Annotated in this window: 5 protein-coding genes; 3 read left to right on the top strand and 2 right to left on the bottom strand. The window is 64.8% G+C overall.

Translation table 11 applies throughout. From position 1 onward, the window contains the following. Positions 1–88: 88 nt before the first annotated feature. Both pbpC and NKI31_RS28975 read right to left on the bottom strand, forming a co-directional pair. Positions 89–2,194 (bottom strand): penicillin-binding protein 1C, encoded by a 2,106-nt coding sequence (gene pbpC / locus NKI31_RS28980; RefSeq protein WP_352499690.1) that lies wholly within the window; start codon positions 2,192–2,194, stop codon positions 89–91. Positions 2,195–2,277: 83 nt separating this feature from the next. Then, positions 2,278–7,764 carry an alpha-2-macroglobulin family protein gene (locus tag NKI31_RS28975; RefSeq protein WP_352499691.1) on the bottom strand — a complete coding sequence of 1,829 codons (5,487 nt, stop codon included), beginning with the start codon at positions 7,762–7,764 and terminating at the stop codon, positions 2,278–2,280. A gap of 277 nt (positions 7,765–8,041) precedes the next feature. Between NKI31_RS28975 and NKI31_RS28970 the strand changes: the two genes are divergently transcribed. The 3 genes from NKI31_RS28970 to NKI31_RS28960 all read left to right on the top strand — a co-directional run bounded on the left by NKI31_RS28970 (position 8,042) and on the right by NKI31_RS28960 (position 17,925). Beyond that, entirely contained in the window at positions 8,042–9,970 is a 1,929-nt protein-coding gene (locus tag NKI31_RS28970) for an autotransporter assembly complex protein TamA (protein ID WP_352499692.1), read from the top strand. Positions 9,971–9,972: 2 nt separating this feature from the next. After that, positions 9,973–16,020 (top strand): translocation/assembly module TamB domain-containing protein, encoded by a 6,048-nt coding sequence (locus tag NKI31_RS28965; RefSeq protein ID WP_352653205.1) that lies wholly within the window; start codon positions 9,973–9,975, stop codon positions 16,018–16,020. Between the two features lie 252 nt (positions 16,021–16,272). Continuing rightward, entirely contained in the window at positions 16,273–17,925 is a 1,653-nt protein-coding gene (locus tag NKI31_RS28960; protein ID WP_023668187.1) for an ABC transporter substrate-binding protein, read from the top strand. Positions 17,926–17,945 lie beyond the last annotated feature (20 nt).

The raw sequence follows: 17,945 nt of genomic DNA, 5'->3' as shown, positions 1-17,945 counted from the left end.
GCCGGCCATTGGCCGGCAGGCCAGAGGGGGGTGCCTCGCGCCGGGTTTCAGGCGAAGAAGCCCAATCCCCTGAATCGCTTGGCGCCATCTATTCAACGAACACCTTCACGCTGGCTGCGCGTCCCACGGCGTCGATGACGGTGAGCGTCGAATAGCCGGCGCCGTCGGGCAGCCAGGTCGCGGTGCGGCGGCGGTCGATGCCGACGAGCGGCTTGCCATTGGCCAGCCAGCGGAACGGCGCGCGGCCGCCTTGCAGTTTCAGCACCAGCGGCGAGGCCTCGGCGGAATTGGTGGCGAGATCGACGCGGGCGCCGTTGGGCGGGAAAATGATCGTCGGCGCCGGTTCCGTCGGGCCTGCCTGCACCAGTCCGTCGGCGCCGGCGCCGAAGCGCCCCAATGTCACCGGCAGGTCTTCGCGCCTGGCCTTGAGGACACCGGCCGGCTGGCTGGGCAACGGGACGGCGGTGAGGCCGGAGCGGACGAAGCCCTCGAACAGGATGGGGGCGGCCGAGACATAGCCGGACAGGCCGGGCACCGCACCGGCATCGGCGCGGCCGACCCACACACCCAGCACGTAGCGGCCGTCGAAGCCGACCGACCAGGCGTCGCGGTAGCCGTAGGACGTGCCGGTCTTGTAGGCGATGCCGCGCTGCAAGGCGCCCTCGGGCGGCTTTACGCCCGACAATATGTCGGTGATCTGCCAGTTCGCCTGGGCGTCGAGGATCGTGGCGGTGGTGCGCTCGGCATTGGCCGGCTCGGTGCCGTCATGCAGCGTGTTTGCCTTGCCGCCATTGGCGAGGCCGGTATAGAGCTGGACGAGATCGCGCAGCGTTACGCCGACGCCTCCGAGGCCGATGGCGAGGCCCGGCGCCTCGTTGACCGGCAGCACCGGGCTGACGCCGGCCTGGCGGAAGCGCGCCATCAGCCGTGCCGGGCCGACCGAGTCGAGCACGCGGATCGCCGGAACGTTGAGCGACAGCTGCAGCGCCTGGCGGATCGAGACATCCCCCTGATAGCCCATGTCGAAATTCTTTGGCCGGTAGCCGCCGAAATCGACCGGACTGTCCTCGATCAGCATTTCCTGCGCCACCAGCCCTTGCTCGAAGGCGAGGCCATAGATGAACGGCTTCAGCGTCGAACCGGGCGAACGCACGATCTTGGTCATGTCGATCCAGCCGGAGCGGCTGGCGTCGAAGAAATCGGCCGAGCCGACTTCGCCAAGAATGTCGCCGGTGCGCGCGTCCGCCATCACCATGGCGACCGACAGGCGCGGGCCAAGCTTGATCGCGGCATCGCGCGCCACCTGTTCCAGCCCTTGCTGGACGCTTTTGCGGATCGTCAGCTGCAATGGCTTGCCGGGTACGGCCTTGGGCAGCATGGCATAGGCGGCATGTGGCGCCAGTGCCGGCAGTTTGCGGCGCAAGCCCGAGACATCATCGAGCGCTGCGCGCGCGGCCTCGCGCTCGCCAAGCAGGTCAGCTGATACCATGCGGGTCAGCACGCGGTCGCGGGCTGCATGAGCGATGGTGAGATTGCGGTCGGGCCGGCGCTTTTCCGGCAATTGCGGCAGCGCAACCAGCAGGGCGGCTTCCGAGACCGTCAGCCGCTTCGGCTCCTTGCCGAAATAGGCGAGTGACGCGGCGCGCACGCCTTCGAGATTGCCGCCATAAGGCGCCAGCGTCAAATAGCGTTCGAGGATCTCCTGCTTAGACAGCCGCCGCTCGATCTGGATGGCACGCAGCATCTGCTTGATCTTCGAGCCGAGGCTGCGGTTTTCGCGTGGCTCGATCAGCCGGGCAAGCTGCATCGACAGGGTCGAGCCGCCGGAGACGATATGGCCGCTGGTGGCGAACTGGCCGGCGGCGCGCGCCAGCGCCAGCACATCGACGCCATCATGGTCCCAAAAGCGCTTGTCTTCATAGGTGACCAGCATGTCGACGAACTGCTTGTCGACCTGGTCGAGATGAGTGTCGAGCCGCCAGTAACCGTCCGGCGTGGCGAAGGCGCGCAACAGCTGGCCGTCGCGGTCCTGGACCTCGGTGGAGACGGTGAGCCTTCCGGGCAGCGGCGGCGGAAAAGCGCGGTCGAGTTCCCAGAGAGAAGCGGCAGCGATCGCCGCAAAGCCGACGAGGGAGGCGGCGGCGATGCCTGTTCGACGGAGAAATTTTCTGGAGAGCATGGTGGTGCCCTTCATCCGCCTGCCGGCTCCTTCTCTCCGCATAGCGGGGAGAAGGAGATGGTCGCGGAGATCGGCGTGTTCATCTTCGTCAAGGCGCCTTACGGCGCCTTGATCTCCATCATGCCGGTGGCGGTGCGGGCCGAATATTGCGGCCGGTACATGTCCTCCACCGTGGCTGCCGGATGGGCATAGGTGCCCGGCGTTACCGCACGCACGACGTAGGCCAGCATGATGTTGCGGTCGCCATCGCCGTCATTGGGATTGAATGCCGCGACGAAACGGTCGTCGCGGAATTCGAGATGGGCTGCGTCCGTTTGCGCCAGCCAGGTGAAGTTCGACAGCTGGGCGCTGGAAACAAGGCCCGGATTGTCGATCTCGAAGCCGGCCGGCAACAGGTCGGTGATCAGCAGGCGCGAAGGCCAGCGGTTCTGCTCGTAAACCTTGAGCACGACCACGTAGCGTTCGTTCTGCGTCGCCTCGGTGACGTTGGCTTCGGTGCCATCGAGCTTGTAGTAGGTGCGGTCGATGGTGAAGCCGTCGCCGCCGGCCGGCAAGGGCTCTACCGGCGAGGCGACCGTGGTGACGACCGCCTGCAGCGGCGTGGCGCCGGTGTTGGCGATGGTCAGCGGGCTGTCGGCAATGTCGGTGCCGCTGAGGTGGTTGGAATATCCACCTGCATGCGGCGCGCCGTTGACCGACAGCGTGATAGAGTCGTTGCCCGACTTCAGCGCGCGGGCCGCCAGAAGCATCCAGGACTCGTCCTGCGTGCTGGTCCAGCGGGCATCGGCGCGTTCCCTTGCCACCAGCCGGATCAGCTCCGGCACGATGGTCGGCACCGGCTTCGATTCGGCGGCGAGCGCCAGGATCGCGGCGCCATCACGCAGCCGCGAGCCATAGTCGGACCGGTAGTAGTCGTATTCGGTGGTCGACTTGGCCAGCTGCAGCGCCGTCTGGAAGGTTGCTTCCGAACGCTGCGCGTCGCCGTAGAGCGCCAGGCTCGCCGCCAACTGGGCGACGGCCATCGGGCTCGAGAAGGCTTCGAGCTTGGTGTCGGCGTAGTAGCGCAGATCGCCGACCGAGGCCTTCTTGTTGCGGGCCAGAACATAGAGCGCGTAGGCGATTTCGCTGCCGCGATCCTGGACGTCCTGGTCGTAACCGACCGAGTTTTGCAGATTGCTCAGCGCCTGGCTCATCGCCAGCGCCGGCACGTCGTAGTTCTGCTCGCGCGCCCGGGTCAGGAAGTCGGTGACGTAAGAGTCAAGCCACAGATCGCCGGAGCCCGGACCCCACAGGCCGAAGCTGCCGGCCGAAGCCTGGTAGCTCAGCACCTTGTAGATGGCGGCCTGCACGCGGCCGTGCAGTTCGGGATCGCTTTGCATGCCAACGCCGGACGCCAGATCGTTGACGTAGAGAAGCGGCATGGCGCGGCTGGTGGTCTGCTCGGCGCAACCATAGGGGTAGCGGTCGAGCGTCATCAGCAGCGACGGCACGTCGAAGGCGGCAGCCTGCGAAACGCCGACACTGATCGAGGCGCCGTCGAGCAGGCTTGCCGCGAGCAGCTCCTTGTCGACGCGCAGCGAGCCGCCATTGCCCTTGAGGTCGACGACCAGACGGGTGGTGACCGGCAATTGCGCCGGACGCACCGGAACATACAGCGTCTGCTCGACGGCGGTGCCGTCGCCATGGGCGAGCTTGATGGTGATCGAGGCATTGCCCGCCGTCTGTGCAATCAGCGGCACGGTCAGCGTCTGGCGCTTGCCCTTGGCCAGCGTCAGCTTTTCGGGCAAGGGCTTGTCGCCGGTCGAGAGGTCGCCGGTCGTGGCGATCGACAGGGCATAGTCGCCCTCCGGACCGTCGGTGTCGGCGACGTCGAGCCGCATGATAGCTGCATCTCCAGGCGCCAGGAAGCGGGGCAGGCCGGCAGTGATCACCACCGGATCGCGCACGATGACATCGGTCGTGGCATGGCCGACGGCCTCCTTGGTCCAGGCGACGGCCATGACGCGCACGGTGCCGTTGAACTGCGGGATGTCGAAGTCGATCCTTGCCTTGCCGTCGGCGTCGAGCTGGACCGGGCCGGAGAAGAAGGCGACCAGCTTTTCGGTCGGCGGACTGCCTTGCGGCTGCATCGAGGCGCCGTCGCCGCCGGTCCTGAGCTTGCCGGTGGTGCCGAGCGAGCCGTCGATGAGACGGCCATAGATGTCGCGGACTTCGAGCCCGAGCATGCGCTGGCCGAAATACCAGCCCTCCGGATCCGGCGCCTTGTAGTTGGTGAGGTTCAAAATGCCGACATCGACGGCAGCGACCGTGACATAGGCATTGCTGCCCGGCGCTACGCCGGCGACCGAAACCGGGATCGACAGCTGCTGGCGCGGCATCGTCTTGTCCGGCGGCGTCAGGGTGACGGCGAGCTTTTTCGAGCCTGGGTCGACCGTCAGCCATTTTACGCCGATGGCGCGCGCCGGCATGCGGGTTTCCTGCGCATCGCCGGGCCGGAACAGGGTTGCGGTGATGTAGGCGCCGGCGCCCCAGTCGTCACCGACCGGGATCTCGACCGTGCTGCCGCCGGCCGGCACGGTTGCCGTGACGGTCTTGAGCAGCTTGTCGGCGCCGATGGTGACCAGCAGTTCGCCGGCAAAATGCGGCGACACTTTCAGCTTGGCCACGTCGCCGACGGCATAGCTGTCCTTGTCGAGAGCGATCTCGAGCCCGTCAGGCGTTTCGGTGGAGGTCGAGGAGACATACCAGCCGGCGTCGAACTCATAGCTGGTCGCCGGGCCCTCGGGATCGGCAGTCTCGATCTCGAGCCGGTACTGGCCCCAGTCGACCGGCATCGTCACGGTCGCCTCGGCATCGGCGCTGAGATCGACCTGGCCGTTGGCGATCGACTTGGTGAAGGTGACCGGTTCGTAGTTCCACGAATTGTTGTTGCGGTACCACTGGTAATTGCGTTCGACCTTGACCAGCGACCACTGCGCGCCCTTCAGCGTCTCGCGCTTGCCGTCGGGGTCGACCGCGATGAGGCTGAACTTGGCGGTGCCGCCCTGCGGCACCTCATTGTCGGCGAAATCCGGACGAATGCCGATCATGTGGCCTTGCGGGCGGATGCCGATGTTGAGCGAGCGTTCGATGGCGCGGCCGCCGGTTTCACGCATGCGAACCGTGACCTTGGCGTCGACCAGCTTGGTGGTCGCGGGCAATTGGTCGACCGTGACCGGGAAGGTCGCCTTGCCGTCGTCGCCGACCACCGGCAGACCGGTGAACGGGGTGACCGAAGGCTCGGCCGACTGCTCGTCAGCAAGGCCGAACGAATAGCCGGCGAAACGGTCCCAGTCGCGCGCCGTCGACAGCGTCAGCTCGCCTTCGAGCGCGAGGCCGGCGGCCGGCGCGCCATAGAGGAAGCGGCCGTCAATGTCGATGTTGGCGGTTTCGCCCTGTGCGATCTCCTGCTTGTCGGACTTCATGTCGAACTCGATGCGATCCGGCACGAAGTCTTCGACCAGGAACATCTGGCTGGAAACGGCCGCCTGCTTGGGATCGGTATAGATCGACACCGTCCAGGTGCCGCGCATGGCGTTGGCTTCCAGCGGCAGGTCGACGGCATAGCCGCCGGCCGAGACGCCATCGGCAACGATGCGGCGGTTCTCGACGCCGTCGGGACGGGTGAAGATGAAGGTCAGCGGCAGGTTTTCCACCGCTTTGGAGGCGACGTCGCGGGCAAGGGCTGCGACATGCACATCCTCGCCGGCGCGGTAGATGCCGCGTTCGGTCCAGGCATAGACATCGAGCGCGCCCGGTGCGGCGCGTCCGGCGACGCCGCGATCGGACAGATCGAAGCCGGCGCGGCCCATGTCGAGGAAGACGAAATCGTTGTCGCCCTGCTTGGCCATCAGAACGGCCGGCACCATGCCGCCGTCGCCGCGCGTCAGGCCGGGGTTGAAGACAGCATGGCCTTCGGCGTCCGACGTGGCTGTGCCGAGGATTTCATTGTTCCTGGCCAGCAGCGTCAGTTCGGCGCCGGCGATCGGCTTGGCGGTTCCGAGCGAGCGGGCAAAGACATTGAGGCCATCCTGGCCGGTATAGGTCGACAGGCCGATGTCGGAGACGACGAACCACTGCGTGGCAAGCGAATTGTAATTGTCCTCGTCATTTTCATTTACCGCTTGCGCGGTCAGCACGTAGACGCCGGGCTTGCGCTGCGGCAAGGCTTCGTCGACCGGGAACGAAGTCGTGACGTCCTTGTTGAGGTCGTTGGCGATATCCAGCTGCCCCTGCCAGACCGGCTCACCCATCTGGTCGGAAATGCTGGAGATATCATAGCCGTCGAGCTGCTTCAGGAACTGATAGCCGGACAGAAGCTGCGCCAGCGAACGATCGCCGATACGGTAGAGCTTCATCTGCGCGGTGTTCATGTTGACGGTGACGATGGGGATGCCACGGCGGGCGCCGGCGGGCAGCACGAAGCTGTCGCCGGTGAAGCGGGCGGACGGCGCGCGGTCCTGCACATAGATCGACAGCACGACCGGAGCGGCGGTGACCTCGCCAATGGCGGCCGGCAGACCGGCGCGGAAGGTCACTTCGTAATGTTGGCCGTGCTCCAGGCCTTCGACGCAGATCTGCTTGTCCTTGGCCTCGACGCCCTTGGGCGGCTGGTTGTCGACGGTGACGAACTGGGCGTAGTCGACGCCGGTCTTGACCAGCTCCTCGGAAAACTGCGCGCAAATGCGCGGCGCGCTGGTGTCGGCGTCGATCGAGTGATCGATGACGCGGAAGCCCTTGCGGGCCTTGAGATCCTCATATTCGGCCTTGACCGCCGGCGAACTGACCAGCGCGAGGCTGGCTTCATAAGCCTGCAGGGCCGGACGGTAGAGATCGCGGCGGTCGAGGCCGTTGCCGAGCAGCGCCAGCACTTCGGCGCGGGTCTTGGTGGTGCGCAGCAACTTGTAGGCGTTGATGGCGGCGGAGGTGCCTTTGACCGGCAGATTGTAGGATTCGGAGGTGCCGCTGGCCGGCTGTATGGCAAGCGTTTCACGCGCCAGACCGAGCCAAAGCTGACCGTCGTCAGGCAGGACCGAGACCGCGGCCTCGTATTTGTTCATGGCCTGCCCATGGTCGCCGGTCAGTGCAGCCTGTTCGGCGGCGGCGCGGAGTGATTCCAGCCCGTCGGTCGGCTTGTCATAGGCCGGATCGGTCAGCTTGTTGCGGTATTGCTGGGCCTGGTCGGCCATCCAGTTGGGGAAGAAGGCGAGTTCCGGCGGGGCGCCGATATCGGGGTCGCCATCGACATTGACGACCTTGCCCGCGACCGCGCCGCTGAAGGGTTTCAACTGGTTATAGTCGGACTTTAGGAAGCACCATTTGGCCTTGTTGTTGTAAGTAAAGGCGCGGCAGGCGGGGTCGCCGAGGCATGTCGTCTTGCACTGATCGAGGCTGACATTCTGGTCCGATCTGAGATCGAAGCCGAAATAGTCGGAATTATTTGAGGTCACCACCCGGCGGGCTTCGGCCGCTTGCGCTACAGACCCCCAGGCGAAAATGAGAAGAATCAAGATCGACAGACCACGAGCCGCCGCGCGCATCGCCATAACACCCTCCAGACACTGCTACGTCCGCGGCATGTTCAAGCTTCAGTCAAGCTTGTCAACACGAGGACGGGCAGGTTTCCGCCCGCCAACGGTTCCCAAACCGGCCAATGACCGGTATGCCGATAGTTCATCCACGGGAAAGGGATCACGCTTTCTTGCGAAAACGCAGAAGGTGTGAATTCCAAGCCCTGCCTATTTCAGACAATTGGATTGTGGCCCCTTTACGAGCGCTTCAAAACTTCATTCCAATTTTAGTTTTGTAACCTAGGTTGTCCTGATGCCGGCGTATGAAGCGCAGATGTCGAAGGTAAGTGCGCCACGGCGCACGCTTTCGCGTGCGCTGATTGTGGCGTTGGCGTGCTCGACCGTGCTCGTTGCCGAATCGGGGTCGGCGGCCGCCTTCGAGCTCTTCGGCATCAAATTGTGGGGCTCTTCGAATGACGAGGACGCCGATATCGTCGACCCGCTGCGCTATGCGGTGACCATCGAAGCGCCCGATGCCGACAAGGACCTGGTCAAGAAGCTCGAAAACGCCTCGTCGCTGAAATCCGACGAAGACCGCCCGGTTTCCGGCTCGCTCGGCCTTTTGGCGAAGGCGCGTAGCGACCGCGAACAGCTGGTCGCCGCGCTTTATGCCGACGCCCGTTATGAAGGCGTCGTCACTATCACCATCCAGGGCAAGGCGCTCGACGATTTGCCGCCCGATGCCGAATTTACGGGTCCGCAGCCGATCCCGGTGGTGATCAGCATCTCGAGCGGGCCCAAATTCACGCTCGGCAATATTCGGCTGGAGGGCGATGCCGCCGGGCTGGCGAGCGCCGATTTCGGCCTGATAGCCGGCGGCGATGCCGGCTCGGGCGCCGTGCTCAAGGCCGAGGCGCTGATCGTGCGGGCGCTGAAGCAGGAGGGCCGGCCGCTGGCCCGGATCACCGACAGGCAGGTCGTGGCCGAGCACACCACCTCGACGCTCGACGTGACGCTGACGGTGGCCGCCGGGCCGGTTGCCGGTTATGGCGACACCACCGTCGATGGCACAGAGAAGGTCAATCGCGAGTTCACCGAATATATGACCGGGCTGAAACGCGGCCGGCAATATTCGCCCGACGAGATCGACGATGCCCGCGACCGGCTGCTGAGGCTCGAAGTGTTCAACAGCGTGACGCTGAAGGAAGCCGAAAGTCTCGACGCCGACGGCAACATTCCGATCGGCGTTCAGGTCAGCGAGCGCAAACCACGCTATTTCGGCGTTGGCGGCACTTTCTCCAACACCGAAGGGCTAGGCCTGGAAGGCTATTGGGGCCACCGAAATCTGTTCGGCCGGGCCGAAAAGCTGCGCATCGAGGGCAAGATCAGCGGCATCGGCAGCAACGATCTCAGCGAGCTCAACTACAATGCCGGCATCATGTTCGAGAAGCCGGGCGTGGTCGGGCCGGCCTCGAAATTCATCGCCAGCGTCAAGACCGTCCTCGAACATCCCGATGCCTACGACCATTTCTCGGTCAAGGGCAGCACCGGCCTGTCCTATGAGATCGACAAGAAGCAGACGGTTTCGGCTGAAATCGCGCTGGACTATTCCAGGATCACCGACGCCTTCGGCAAGCACAAATACCTGATCGCCAGCATTCCGCTGCAATATGTCTATGACAACAGGGACAACCGGCTCAATCCGACCAGCGGCTTCAGGGTTCTGGCCTATGCCGAACCGAGCTACGACATTCTGAGCGGCGCCGCCTTCCTCAAGCTCAGGGGCGAGGGGTCGGCCTATCAGTCGCTCGACACGGCCTCGAAATTCGTGCTTGCCGAACGCGTCGCGCTGGGTTCGATCGTCGGCACCGGCCTTCAGAACGTTCCAGCCGACAGGCGCTTCTATTCCGGCGGTGGCGGCTCGGTGCGGGGCTATGCCTATCAGGGCATCGGACCGAAGGACATCGACAATCAGCCGATCGGCGGGCTTTCCTTCTTCGAAACATCGGTCGAAATGCGCATTGCGCTGACCGACACGATCGGCATCGTGCCGTTCGTCGACGCCGGCACTGTCTCGACCACAGCGACGCCGGACTTTTCCGACGTGAAGGTCGGCGCGGGCGTTGGCCTGCGCTACATCACGCCGTTCGGGCCGCTGCGCATCGACGCCGCCGTGCCGCTCAACCGCGACCGTGGCGACCCGCGTTTCGGCATCTATGCCGGGATCGGACAGGCGTTCTGACGATGAAGATTTTGAAACGCATCCTTCGCCTGTTTTTCTACACGCTGCTGATCGTGGCGGCGGCGGGCATCGGCGCGCTGGTCGTGCTGACCAAGACCGAGCGCGGCCGCGAAAATCTCGCCGGCATCATCTCTGACATGGCCTCGTCAAGGGACAGCAAAGTCACGGTCAGCGGCATTAACGGTATCTGGTCCGGCGCGCTGACGGTCGACCATGTCGTGCTGGAAGACCGCGAGGGCGCCTGGCTGGTGGCCCGCAAGGTGGCCATCGACTGGTCGCCGCTGGCGCTGCTGTCGAAGAATTTCAGCGCCGACCGCATAGCGGCCGAACGGATAGAATTGGCACGGCTGCCTGTGGCGAGCACCGAGCCGAGCAAGAGCGGGTCGGGCGGCCTGCCGGTTTCGCTTGATATCAGAGCGATCGATTTGCCGGAGATCGCGCTCGGCCAGCAACTTGCCGGCAGCGGCATTGCCGAACTTGCGGCCAAGGGATCGGCCAAGGTCGATGCGTCGCCACTGGCGATCCAGACGGTGCTCAACGTTACCCGCCATGACGGCAAGCAAGGCAATGTCGACGCCAACATCCACTTCGCGCCGGATGAAAACAAGCTCGACCTCGATCTCAAGGCTTCCGAGCCGGCCGGCGGCATCATCGCCAACCTGCTCAAGCTACCCGGCGCGCCGCCGGTCAACATCGTCGTCTCGGGCACCGGGCCGCTGGCCAACTGGAGCGGCATCGGCACCTTCATGGTCGACGGTCAGATCGTTACCCAGCTCACCGGCCGGCACCAGCTCACCGACAAGGGCAACCGGATCGAGGCCAAGGGCGACGGTTCGTTCGAAGGCTTCCTGCCGGAACGGTTCAAGTCGCTGTTTGCCGGCAAGACCAGCTTCGACCTAGCCGGCACCGCGACCGCGGCCGGCGGCGTCGACATCGAGCGCGCTGCGATCGAGAGCGACGCAGTTCATGGTACCGCTGCCGGCATGGTCGACCCCAACGGCGCCAGCGACCTTTCGGTCGAACTCGTGGTCAAAGCCAAGCCGGTCACGGTCAATGCCGGTACCCAGGCGCAGCCGATCATGGTGGCCATCAACAATGTGACCGCGCGCGCCTTCGGTGACGGCAAGGCGCCGATGATTGACGCCAGCGCTTCGCTCGTCTCGGTGGTTGCGGGCGGTTCTCAGGTGAACAATCTCGATGCGCGGATCCATTCCGACGGTTTCGACATCGAGAACCGCAGCGGCCCGGTCAGCGTGTCGCTGGCGGCGGCCGGGCTGAAGACCGACGTCGCGACGCTGGCCCCGCTGGTCACCGGCAAGCTGACGGCCTCTCTTTCCGGCTCGATCAGCAAGGATGAGATCTCGCTCGATGAGGGTACGCTGCGCAGCGATGCGCTCAATGCCGGGCTGACGGCCAAGGTGGCGCTGGCCGACCTCGCCATGACGCTCAAGATGAATGCCGATGCGGTGTCGACGGCGCTGCCGCCGCAGATCAGTTCACTGCTTGGCGAACGGGTCAAATTCTCGGCGACCGCGACGCGCGATCCGCAGGGCTCTTTCGCCGCCAACTCGATCGAACTCACTTCCGGTTCGCTGAGCGCCAGCGGCACCGCCAGCGCGCAAGGCAGCGATATCCAGGCCGACATCAAGGGCAAGCTCGGCGACGTCTCGGTGCTGTCTTCGCTGGTCGGCGTGCCGATCGCCGGCGGGGTCGATTTCGCGCTGACGGCAAGCGGCGCGCGCAACGCACCGGATTTCTCGGTTTCGGCCGACAGTGCCAGCCTGACGGCCTCCGGCCGCACGGTCAAGGACATCAAGCTGACCGCATCGGGCAAGGCCGACATTGTGAGCCCGGCCGCAGATATCTCGCTGACCGGCGCGGTCGACGAACAGCCGCTCGCCATCAAGGCGGCGCTGGTGACGAGCGATGGCAAGCGCTCCATCAAGGGGCTCAGCGTAGCGCTGGGCGACAACAAGGTGTCGGGCGACCTCACGCTCGATGAAAAATTCCTGCCGCTGGGGACGCTGACGATCTCCGCCCCCGATATCGCGCCGCTGGCGTCGCTGGCCGGGCAGACGGCGGCCGGCGATATCGGCGGCACCGTGGTGTTCGCCAAAGACGGCGAGGCTCCCACTGTCACCATCAATGCAGCCAGCGTGTCGATCGCGCGCGGTGATGTGGCAGCCAAGGCAGTCACCGTCAGCGCACTGATCGCCAACTATCTCAACAGCCCTGCGATCTCCGGCACGATCAAGGCCGAGAGCGTGACCTCGGGAACGACCGTCGTCAGTGGCATCGGCGTCGACCTCAAGCGTGACGGCGACTGGACGAATTTCACCGGCGGCGCAACCATATCAGGCATTCCGGCGACAGCTGCCGGGCGGGCGAAGATTGCCGGGGGCGCGACCAGCGTCGAGATCGCGTCCGGCGAGGCGACGGTGCGCGGCATCAAGGTGGCGATCGCCGAGCCGTCGAGCCTGACCATTGCCGATGGCATAACCAACATTCAAAGGCTGGTAGTCGATCTCGGCGGCGGCTCGGTGACGCTGTCGGGCACGGCGGGCCAGACGCTCGATCTGGCGGCGACCTTCTCGGCGCTGCCGGCTGCGCTTGCCAATGGCTTTTCGCCCGGCCTCGATGCCGCGGGCACGCTCGACGGCACGGCGCAAATCACCGGGCCGTCAGCAAATCCCGACATTCGCTTTAATGCAAAACTGGCCGGCGCCGAGACCAGCCAGACCCGTCAGGCCGGGCTCGGACCGCTCGATGTCGATGCGGCCGGCAGCTATTCGACGGCCGGCGGCGTCGTGCTGGATCAGGCGACGCTGTCGGGCCAAAAAATCTCCGGCAAGGCCGCCGGCACCGTCAACCCGAACGGCGCCAGCGATTTCGCGCTCGACCTGACCGCTTCCGGTCCGAGCCTGCCGTTGACGCTGGGCAGCGCGGAAAGCCCGATCAAGCTCGAATTGCAGGCGCTGTCGGTGAAGGCGGCCGGGCAGGCTGCGCAAGCCAAGCTCGACATCTCGGCGGTACTGCCTTCGGTGGCGACGGATGACGCCAAGGTCGAGGGCATTGCGCTTGCGCTGCATTCCGATGCATTTGATATGAAAAGCCGAACCGGTCCGATCTCGGGCACGGTGACGGCGGACAAGATCGGTCTAGACAATCCGACCATCGCGCCGCTGATCGTCGGCAAAATCACCGCCAAGGTCGCGGGCAGCCTGGCGGCCGATGCGATTACCATCGACAGCGGCTCGGTGCAGGGCGATGCGCTGGGCAGTGCCTTCAATGGCCGTGTCGGCATTGCCGATGGAGCAATCGACCTCAACCTCGACGCCGACGTGCTGTCGGCGGCATTGCCGGCTGCGGCGCGCAGCGTGCTGGCAGAGCGCACGCAGCTCAGCGCCACGCTGAAGCGGGATGCCAATGGCAATGTCAGCGCCAATCCGGTCACGCTGGCGTCGGGCGCACTGACCGCGGACGGTCAGGCCAGCCTCGCCGACAACAAGCTTAGCGCAGATATCAAGGGTGCACTGGCCGACATCTCGCTGTTGTCGAAAGATGCCAAAGGCGCGATCAGCTTTGCACTCAACGCGCAGGGGCCCAGCCTGGCGCCGGACCTGTCGCTGACGGTCAACAGCGACCGCCTGCTGGTGGCGGAACGCGAAATCACCGGACTTAAGCTGATTGCGACCGGCAAGGCCGATGCCGCGAACCCGGCAGCCAATGTGCAACTGACCGGCAATGTCGCGGGGCAGGCACTGCAAGGCAGCGCGGTGCTGGCGACTGCCGACGGCAAGAGCGCCATCAACGGCCTGCTGCTGTCACTCGGCAAGAACAGGATTTCCGGCGACCTTGCGCTCGACGAGGCTTTCGTGCCGGTCGGCACCATCGCGCTCGACCTGCCCGATATCGGACCGCTGGCGGCGCTGGCGCTGGAAAAGGCCGAAGGCGATGTGCGCGGCACTATTGCATTCTCCAAGACCGCGGATGGCCCGAACGTCGCTGTCAAGGCTGCGACCGCTTCGATCACGCGCGGCGACCTGCAGGCGAAGACGGTGTCGATCGATGCGCTGGTCGCCAACTATCTCGCCGCGCCGGTCATCTCGGGCAAGATTCGCGCCGACAGCGTCATTTCCGGCGGCACCGCCATCAGCGGCATCGATGTCGATTTGAAGCGCGACGGCGACTGGACCGGGTTTTCCGGCGGCGCCACCGTCAAGGGCATTCCGGCGAGGGCTGCGGGCAGGGTAAAGGTGGCTGGCGGCACCACCACCATCGAACTCGCTTCCGGCCAGGCCACGGTGCAGGGCATCAAGGCGGCCATCGCCCAGGCCTCGACCGTCAGCATCGCCAACGGCACCACGACGCTGGACAAGCTGGTGCTCAATCTCGGTGGCGGCACGGCGACGGTGACCGGCAAGGTCGGGCAGGCACTCGACATCAGTGCCGCGCTGTCGAAGGTGCCGGCTTCGCTGGCCAACAGTTTTTCGCCGGGCCTCCAGGCCGCCGGTTCGATTTCGGGAACAGTCAAGGTAACCGGCGCGCCGGGCAATCCGACTGTCGCTTTCGATATCGATGCTGGTGGGGTGCAGACCTCGCAGACGCGCAGCGCCGGTCTTGGCGGCATGAATATCTCTTCGTCGGGAACATTCGCCGGCAAGAAGCTCACCTTCAACGCCGACATCAGCGACGGCGCCGGGCTTGGCCTCAAGGGCGGCGGTACGGTGACGACGGCCGGCACACCAGCGCTGGTGCTCGACTTCAACGGCAAGGTGCCATTTTCCTTCCTGGCCGCCAAGCTTGCGGCGCAAGGGCTGTCGCTCAGCGGCACCGCCAACGTCAATATCCAGGTGCGCGGCCCGGCGGCGTCGCCGGTGATCGGCGGCACGGTCAGCACGTCGGGCGCCCGCCTGGTCGACGCGCGCTCCGGCCTTGCCGTCAATGACATTGCCGCCGACATTTCGATCGGCAACGGCGTTGCCCGGGTCAACCGGCTAACCGGCACGCTGTCGACACGCGGCAGCCTGTCGGCCTCCGGCACACTCGGCATCAATCCGGCGCAAGGTTTCCCAGCCGATTTGTCTATCAAGCTGGTTGACGGCCGCTATACCGACGGCAGGGTGGTGACAGCCAATCTCGGCGGCGACCTGACCATCAAGGGGCCGCTCACCTCGGCGCCGGTGATTTCGGGCACCGTCAACCTGGCCAAGACCGTCATCACCGTTCCCGATAAGCTGCCGGGCTCGCTGGCAGCGCTCGGTGTCAAGCACAAGAACGCCCCCGCCAGCGTGCGGGCGCAGGACAAGGCCTTGCGACCGGCGGCGGCCAGCGGTGGTGGCGGCAGTGGGCTTGTCCTCGACGTCACGGTCAATGCGCCGAACCAGATCTTCATCCAGGGCAGGGGTGTCGATGCCGAGTTCGGCGGTTCGCTGAGGCTGACCGGCCCGGCGGCTTCGCCGCAGGCGGTCGGCACCTTCACCTTGCAGCGTGGGCGGCTGTCGATCCTCGGCAAGCGGCTGACCTTTACCGAAGGCACGGTCGGCTTTTCGGGGTCGCTGGTACCCTACCTCAACTTGACCGCGACATCGACCACGACCAGCGCCACCGTCACCATCGTCGTCTCGGGCGAAGCGACCAATCCGAAATTCGACTTCTCATCGGTGCCGGCGCTGCCCGAGGACGAGGTGCTGGCGCAGCTGATTTTCGGCCGCTCTATGTCGAACCTGTCGCCGCTGCAGATCGCGCAACTGGCCGAGGCCGCCGGCCAACTGGCCGGCGTCGGCGGCTCGACCTCGCTGCTCGAAAACCTGCGCAGTGCAATCGGCGTCGATGACCTGGATGTGACCACCGATGACCAGGGCGGCACCGCCGTGTCGGCGGGCAAGTACCTCAATGACCGCACCTATGTGACGATCCAGAAAGGCGACAGGCCAGGATCGGGCAAGGCGACGATCGACCTCAATGTCGGACGCGGCGTCAAGCTGCGCGGCGAGGCCAACGATGGCGGCGAGGCCAAGGGCGGCATATTCTACGAAAAGGAATATTGAGTTCCTGGCCCTTACCGCCACCGGAACTGGCGCTGTCTCAACCCGCCCAAATGTATCAATTACTCGCCTAAGCAGATTCCGGCGGAATCTGGGCGCGCTAGCACTTTTGCGCCAAGTCTGTCGTTATCACGCGAACCGCTCCCTTTTCAAAGTTGCACATTCCCTAACAGGTTCCGTAGCCATGCCGTCTTTGACATCACGGCAGGGATGCGGAATGTTAAAAGGCGGAAAGCCAACAATGGGAGTTAAGGTATGACAAATTACAAGAGTAATGGCGATCGCGTTCCCGATCACATCCTGGCCATGGCCGAAGAAGCCAAGGCAGGCAAAGTCGATCGCCGCGAGTTCCTCGCCATGGCGAGCGTGTTCGGCGCGTCGACTGCGATGGCCTACGGCATGCTCGGCGTAGCCGTGCCGACCCAAGCCAGGGCCGAAGAGGTGCAGGGCAAGAAGGGCGGCATCCTTAAAGTCGCGCAATGGGTCAAGGATCCCAAGGATCCGCGCAAGGCCGACTGGTCGGAAATCGCCAATGCCGAGCGTCAGGCGCTTGAGCCGCTGGTCAAGTACACCAGCGAATACACGTTCCGCCCGTACCTTCTGGAGAGCTGGGAGGTCAACGACGACGCCACCGAGTACACGTTGCATGTGCGCAAGGGTGTGACCTGGTCGAATGGCGATGCCTTCACCGCCGATGACGTCATCTTCAACCTCAAGCGCTGGGCCGACAAGAAGGCCGAGGGCAATTCCATGCCTGGCCGTCTCGGCACGCTGGTCAAGGACGACAAGCTCGACGAAAGCGCCGTGACCAAGGTTGACGACCACACCGTCAAGCTGAAGCTCGGCAAGGCTGACATCGCGCTCATTCCGAACATGTGCGACTATCCCGGCCTCATCGTGCACAAGAGCTTCGACGAGAAGGGCGGCGACTTCAAAGCCTGCCCGATCGGTACCGGCCCGTTCGAGCTCGTCTCCTACGATGTCGGCCAGAAGGTGGTCTACAAGCGCCGCGAGGACAACAAGTGGTGGGACGGCGAGGTGTTCCTCGACGGCATCGAATTCGTCGACTACGGCACCGATCCGGCAGCCATGGTCAGTGCCTTCGAGGCCGGCGAAGTCCATACCAATTTCGAGACCTCGGCCGACTATGTGTCAATCCTCGACGGACTGGACCTGGTCAAGTCCGAAATCGTCACCGCGTCGACCATCGTGTGCCGCACCAACATCAACAACAAGCCTTACGGCGACCAGAAGGTACGCAACGCGCTGCAACTCGCGGTCGACAACAATGTCGTCCTGCAGCTTGGCTACGGAAATGCCGGCACGGTGGCTGAAAACCACCATGTCTGCCAAATCCACCCGGAATATTACGAGCTGCCCAAAGTCGCTCGCGATCCGGCCAAGGCCAAGGCGCTGATGGCGGAAGCCGGCCAGGCCGACTTCGAGCATGAGCTGATCACGGTCGACGAAGACTGGCACAAGAATACCGGCGACGCCATCGCCGCGCAGATGCGCGACGCCGGCCTCAAGGTAAAGCGCACGGTGCTGCCGGGCTCGACGTTCTGGAACGACTGGACCAAGTACCCGCTGTCGATGACCAACTGGAACATGCGCCCGCTCGGCGTTCAGGTTCTGGCGATCGGCTATCGCACTGGCGAGGCGTGGAACGAGTCGGCCTATTCCAACCCCGAATGGGATGCCAAGCTCAATGCAGCATTGGCCGTTGCCGATGCGGCCAAGCGCAAGGAGATGATGAAGGACATCGAGCAGATCCTGCAGGATTCCGGCATCATGATCCAGCCATACTGGCGCAAGCTCTACAGCCACTCGGTCAAGGCGGTGCAGAATTACAAGATGCATCCGACCTTCGAGCGCGACTACGGCAAGGTCTGGCTCGACCAGGCGTGATCGGAACGTCAGGGAAGGGG

It is taken from the genome of Mesorhizobium sp. M0659, from assembly GCF_040320605.1.
Classification (GTDB): Bacteria; Pseudomonadota; Alphaproteobacteria; order Rhizobiales; family Rhizobiaceae; genus Mesorhizobium.
This window is presented reverse-complemented; position numbering and strand designations above follow the sequence as displayed.

Coding starts and splice junctions, on each gene's coding strand:
- pbpC (WP_352499690.1), bottom strand. CDS start 2,194: ATGAAGGGCACCACCATGCTCTCCAGAAAATTTCTCCGTCGAACAGGC.
- NKI31_RS28975 (WP_352499691.1), bottom strand. CDS start 7,764: ATGGCGATGCGCGCGGCGGCTCGTGGTCTGTCGATCTTGATTCTTCTC.
- NKI31_RS28970 (WP_352499692.1), top strand. CDS start 8,042: ATGCCGGCGTATGAAGCGCAGATGTCGAAGGTAAGTGCGCCACGGCGC.
- NKI31_RS28965 (WP_352653205.1), top strand. CDS start 9,973: ATGAAGATTTTGAAACGCATCCTTCGCCTGTTTTTCTACACGCTGCTG.
- NKI31_RS28960 (WP_023668187.1), top strand. CDS start 16,273: ATGACAAATTACAAGAGTAATGGCGATCGCGTTCCCGATCACATCCTG.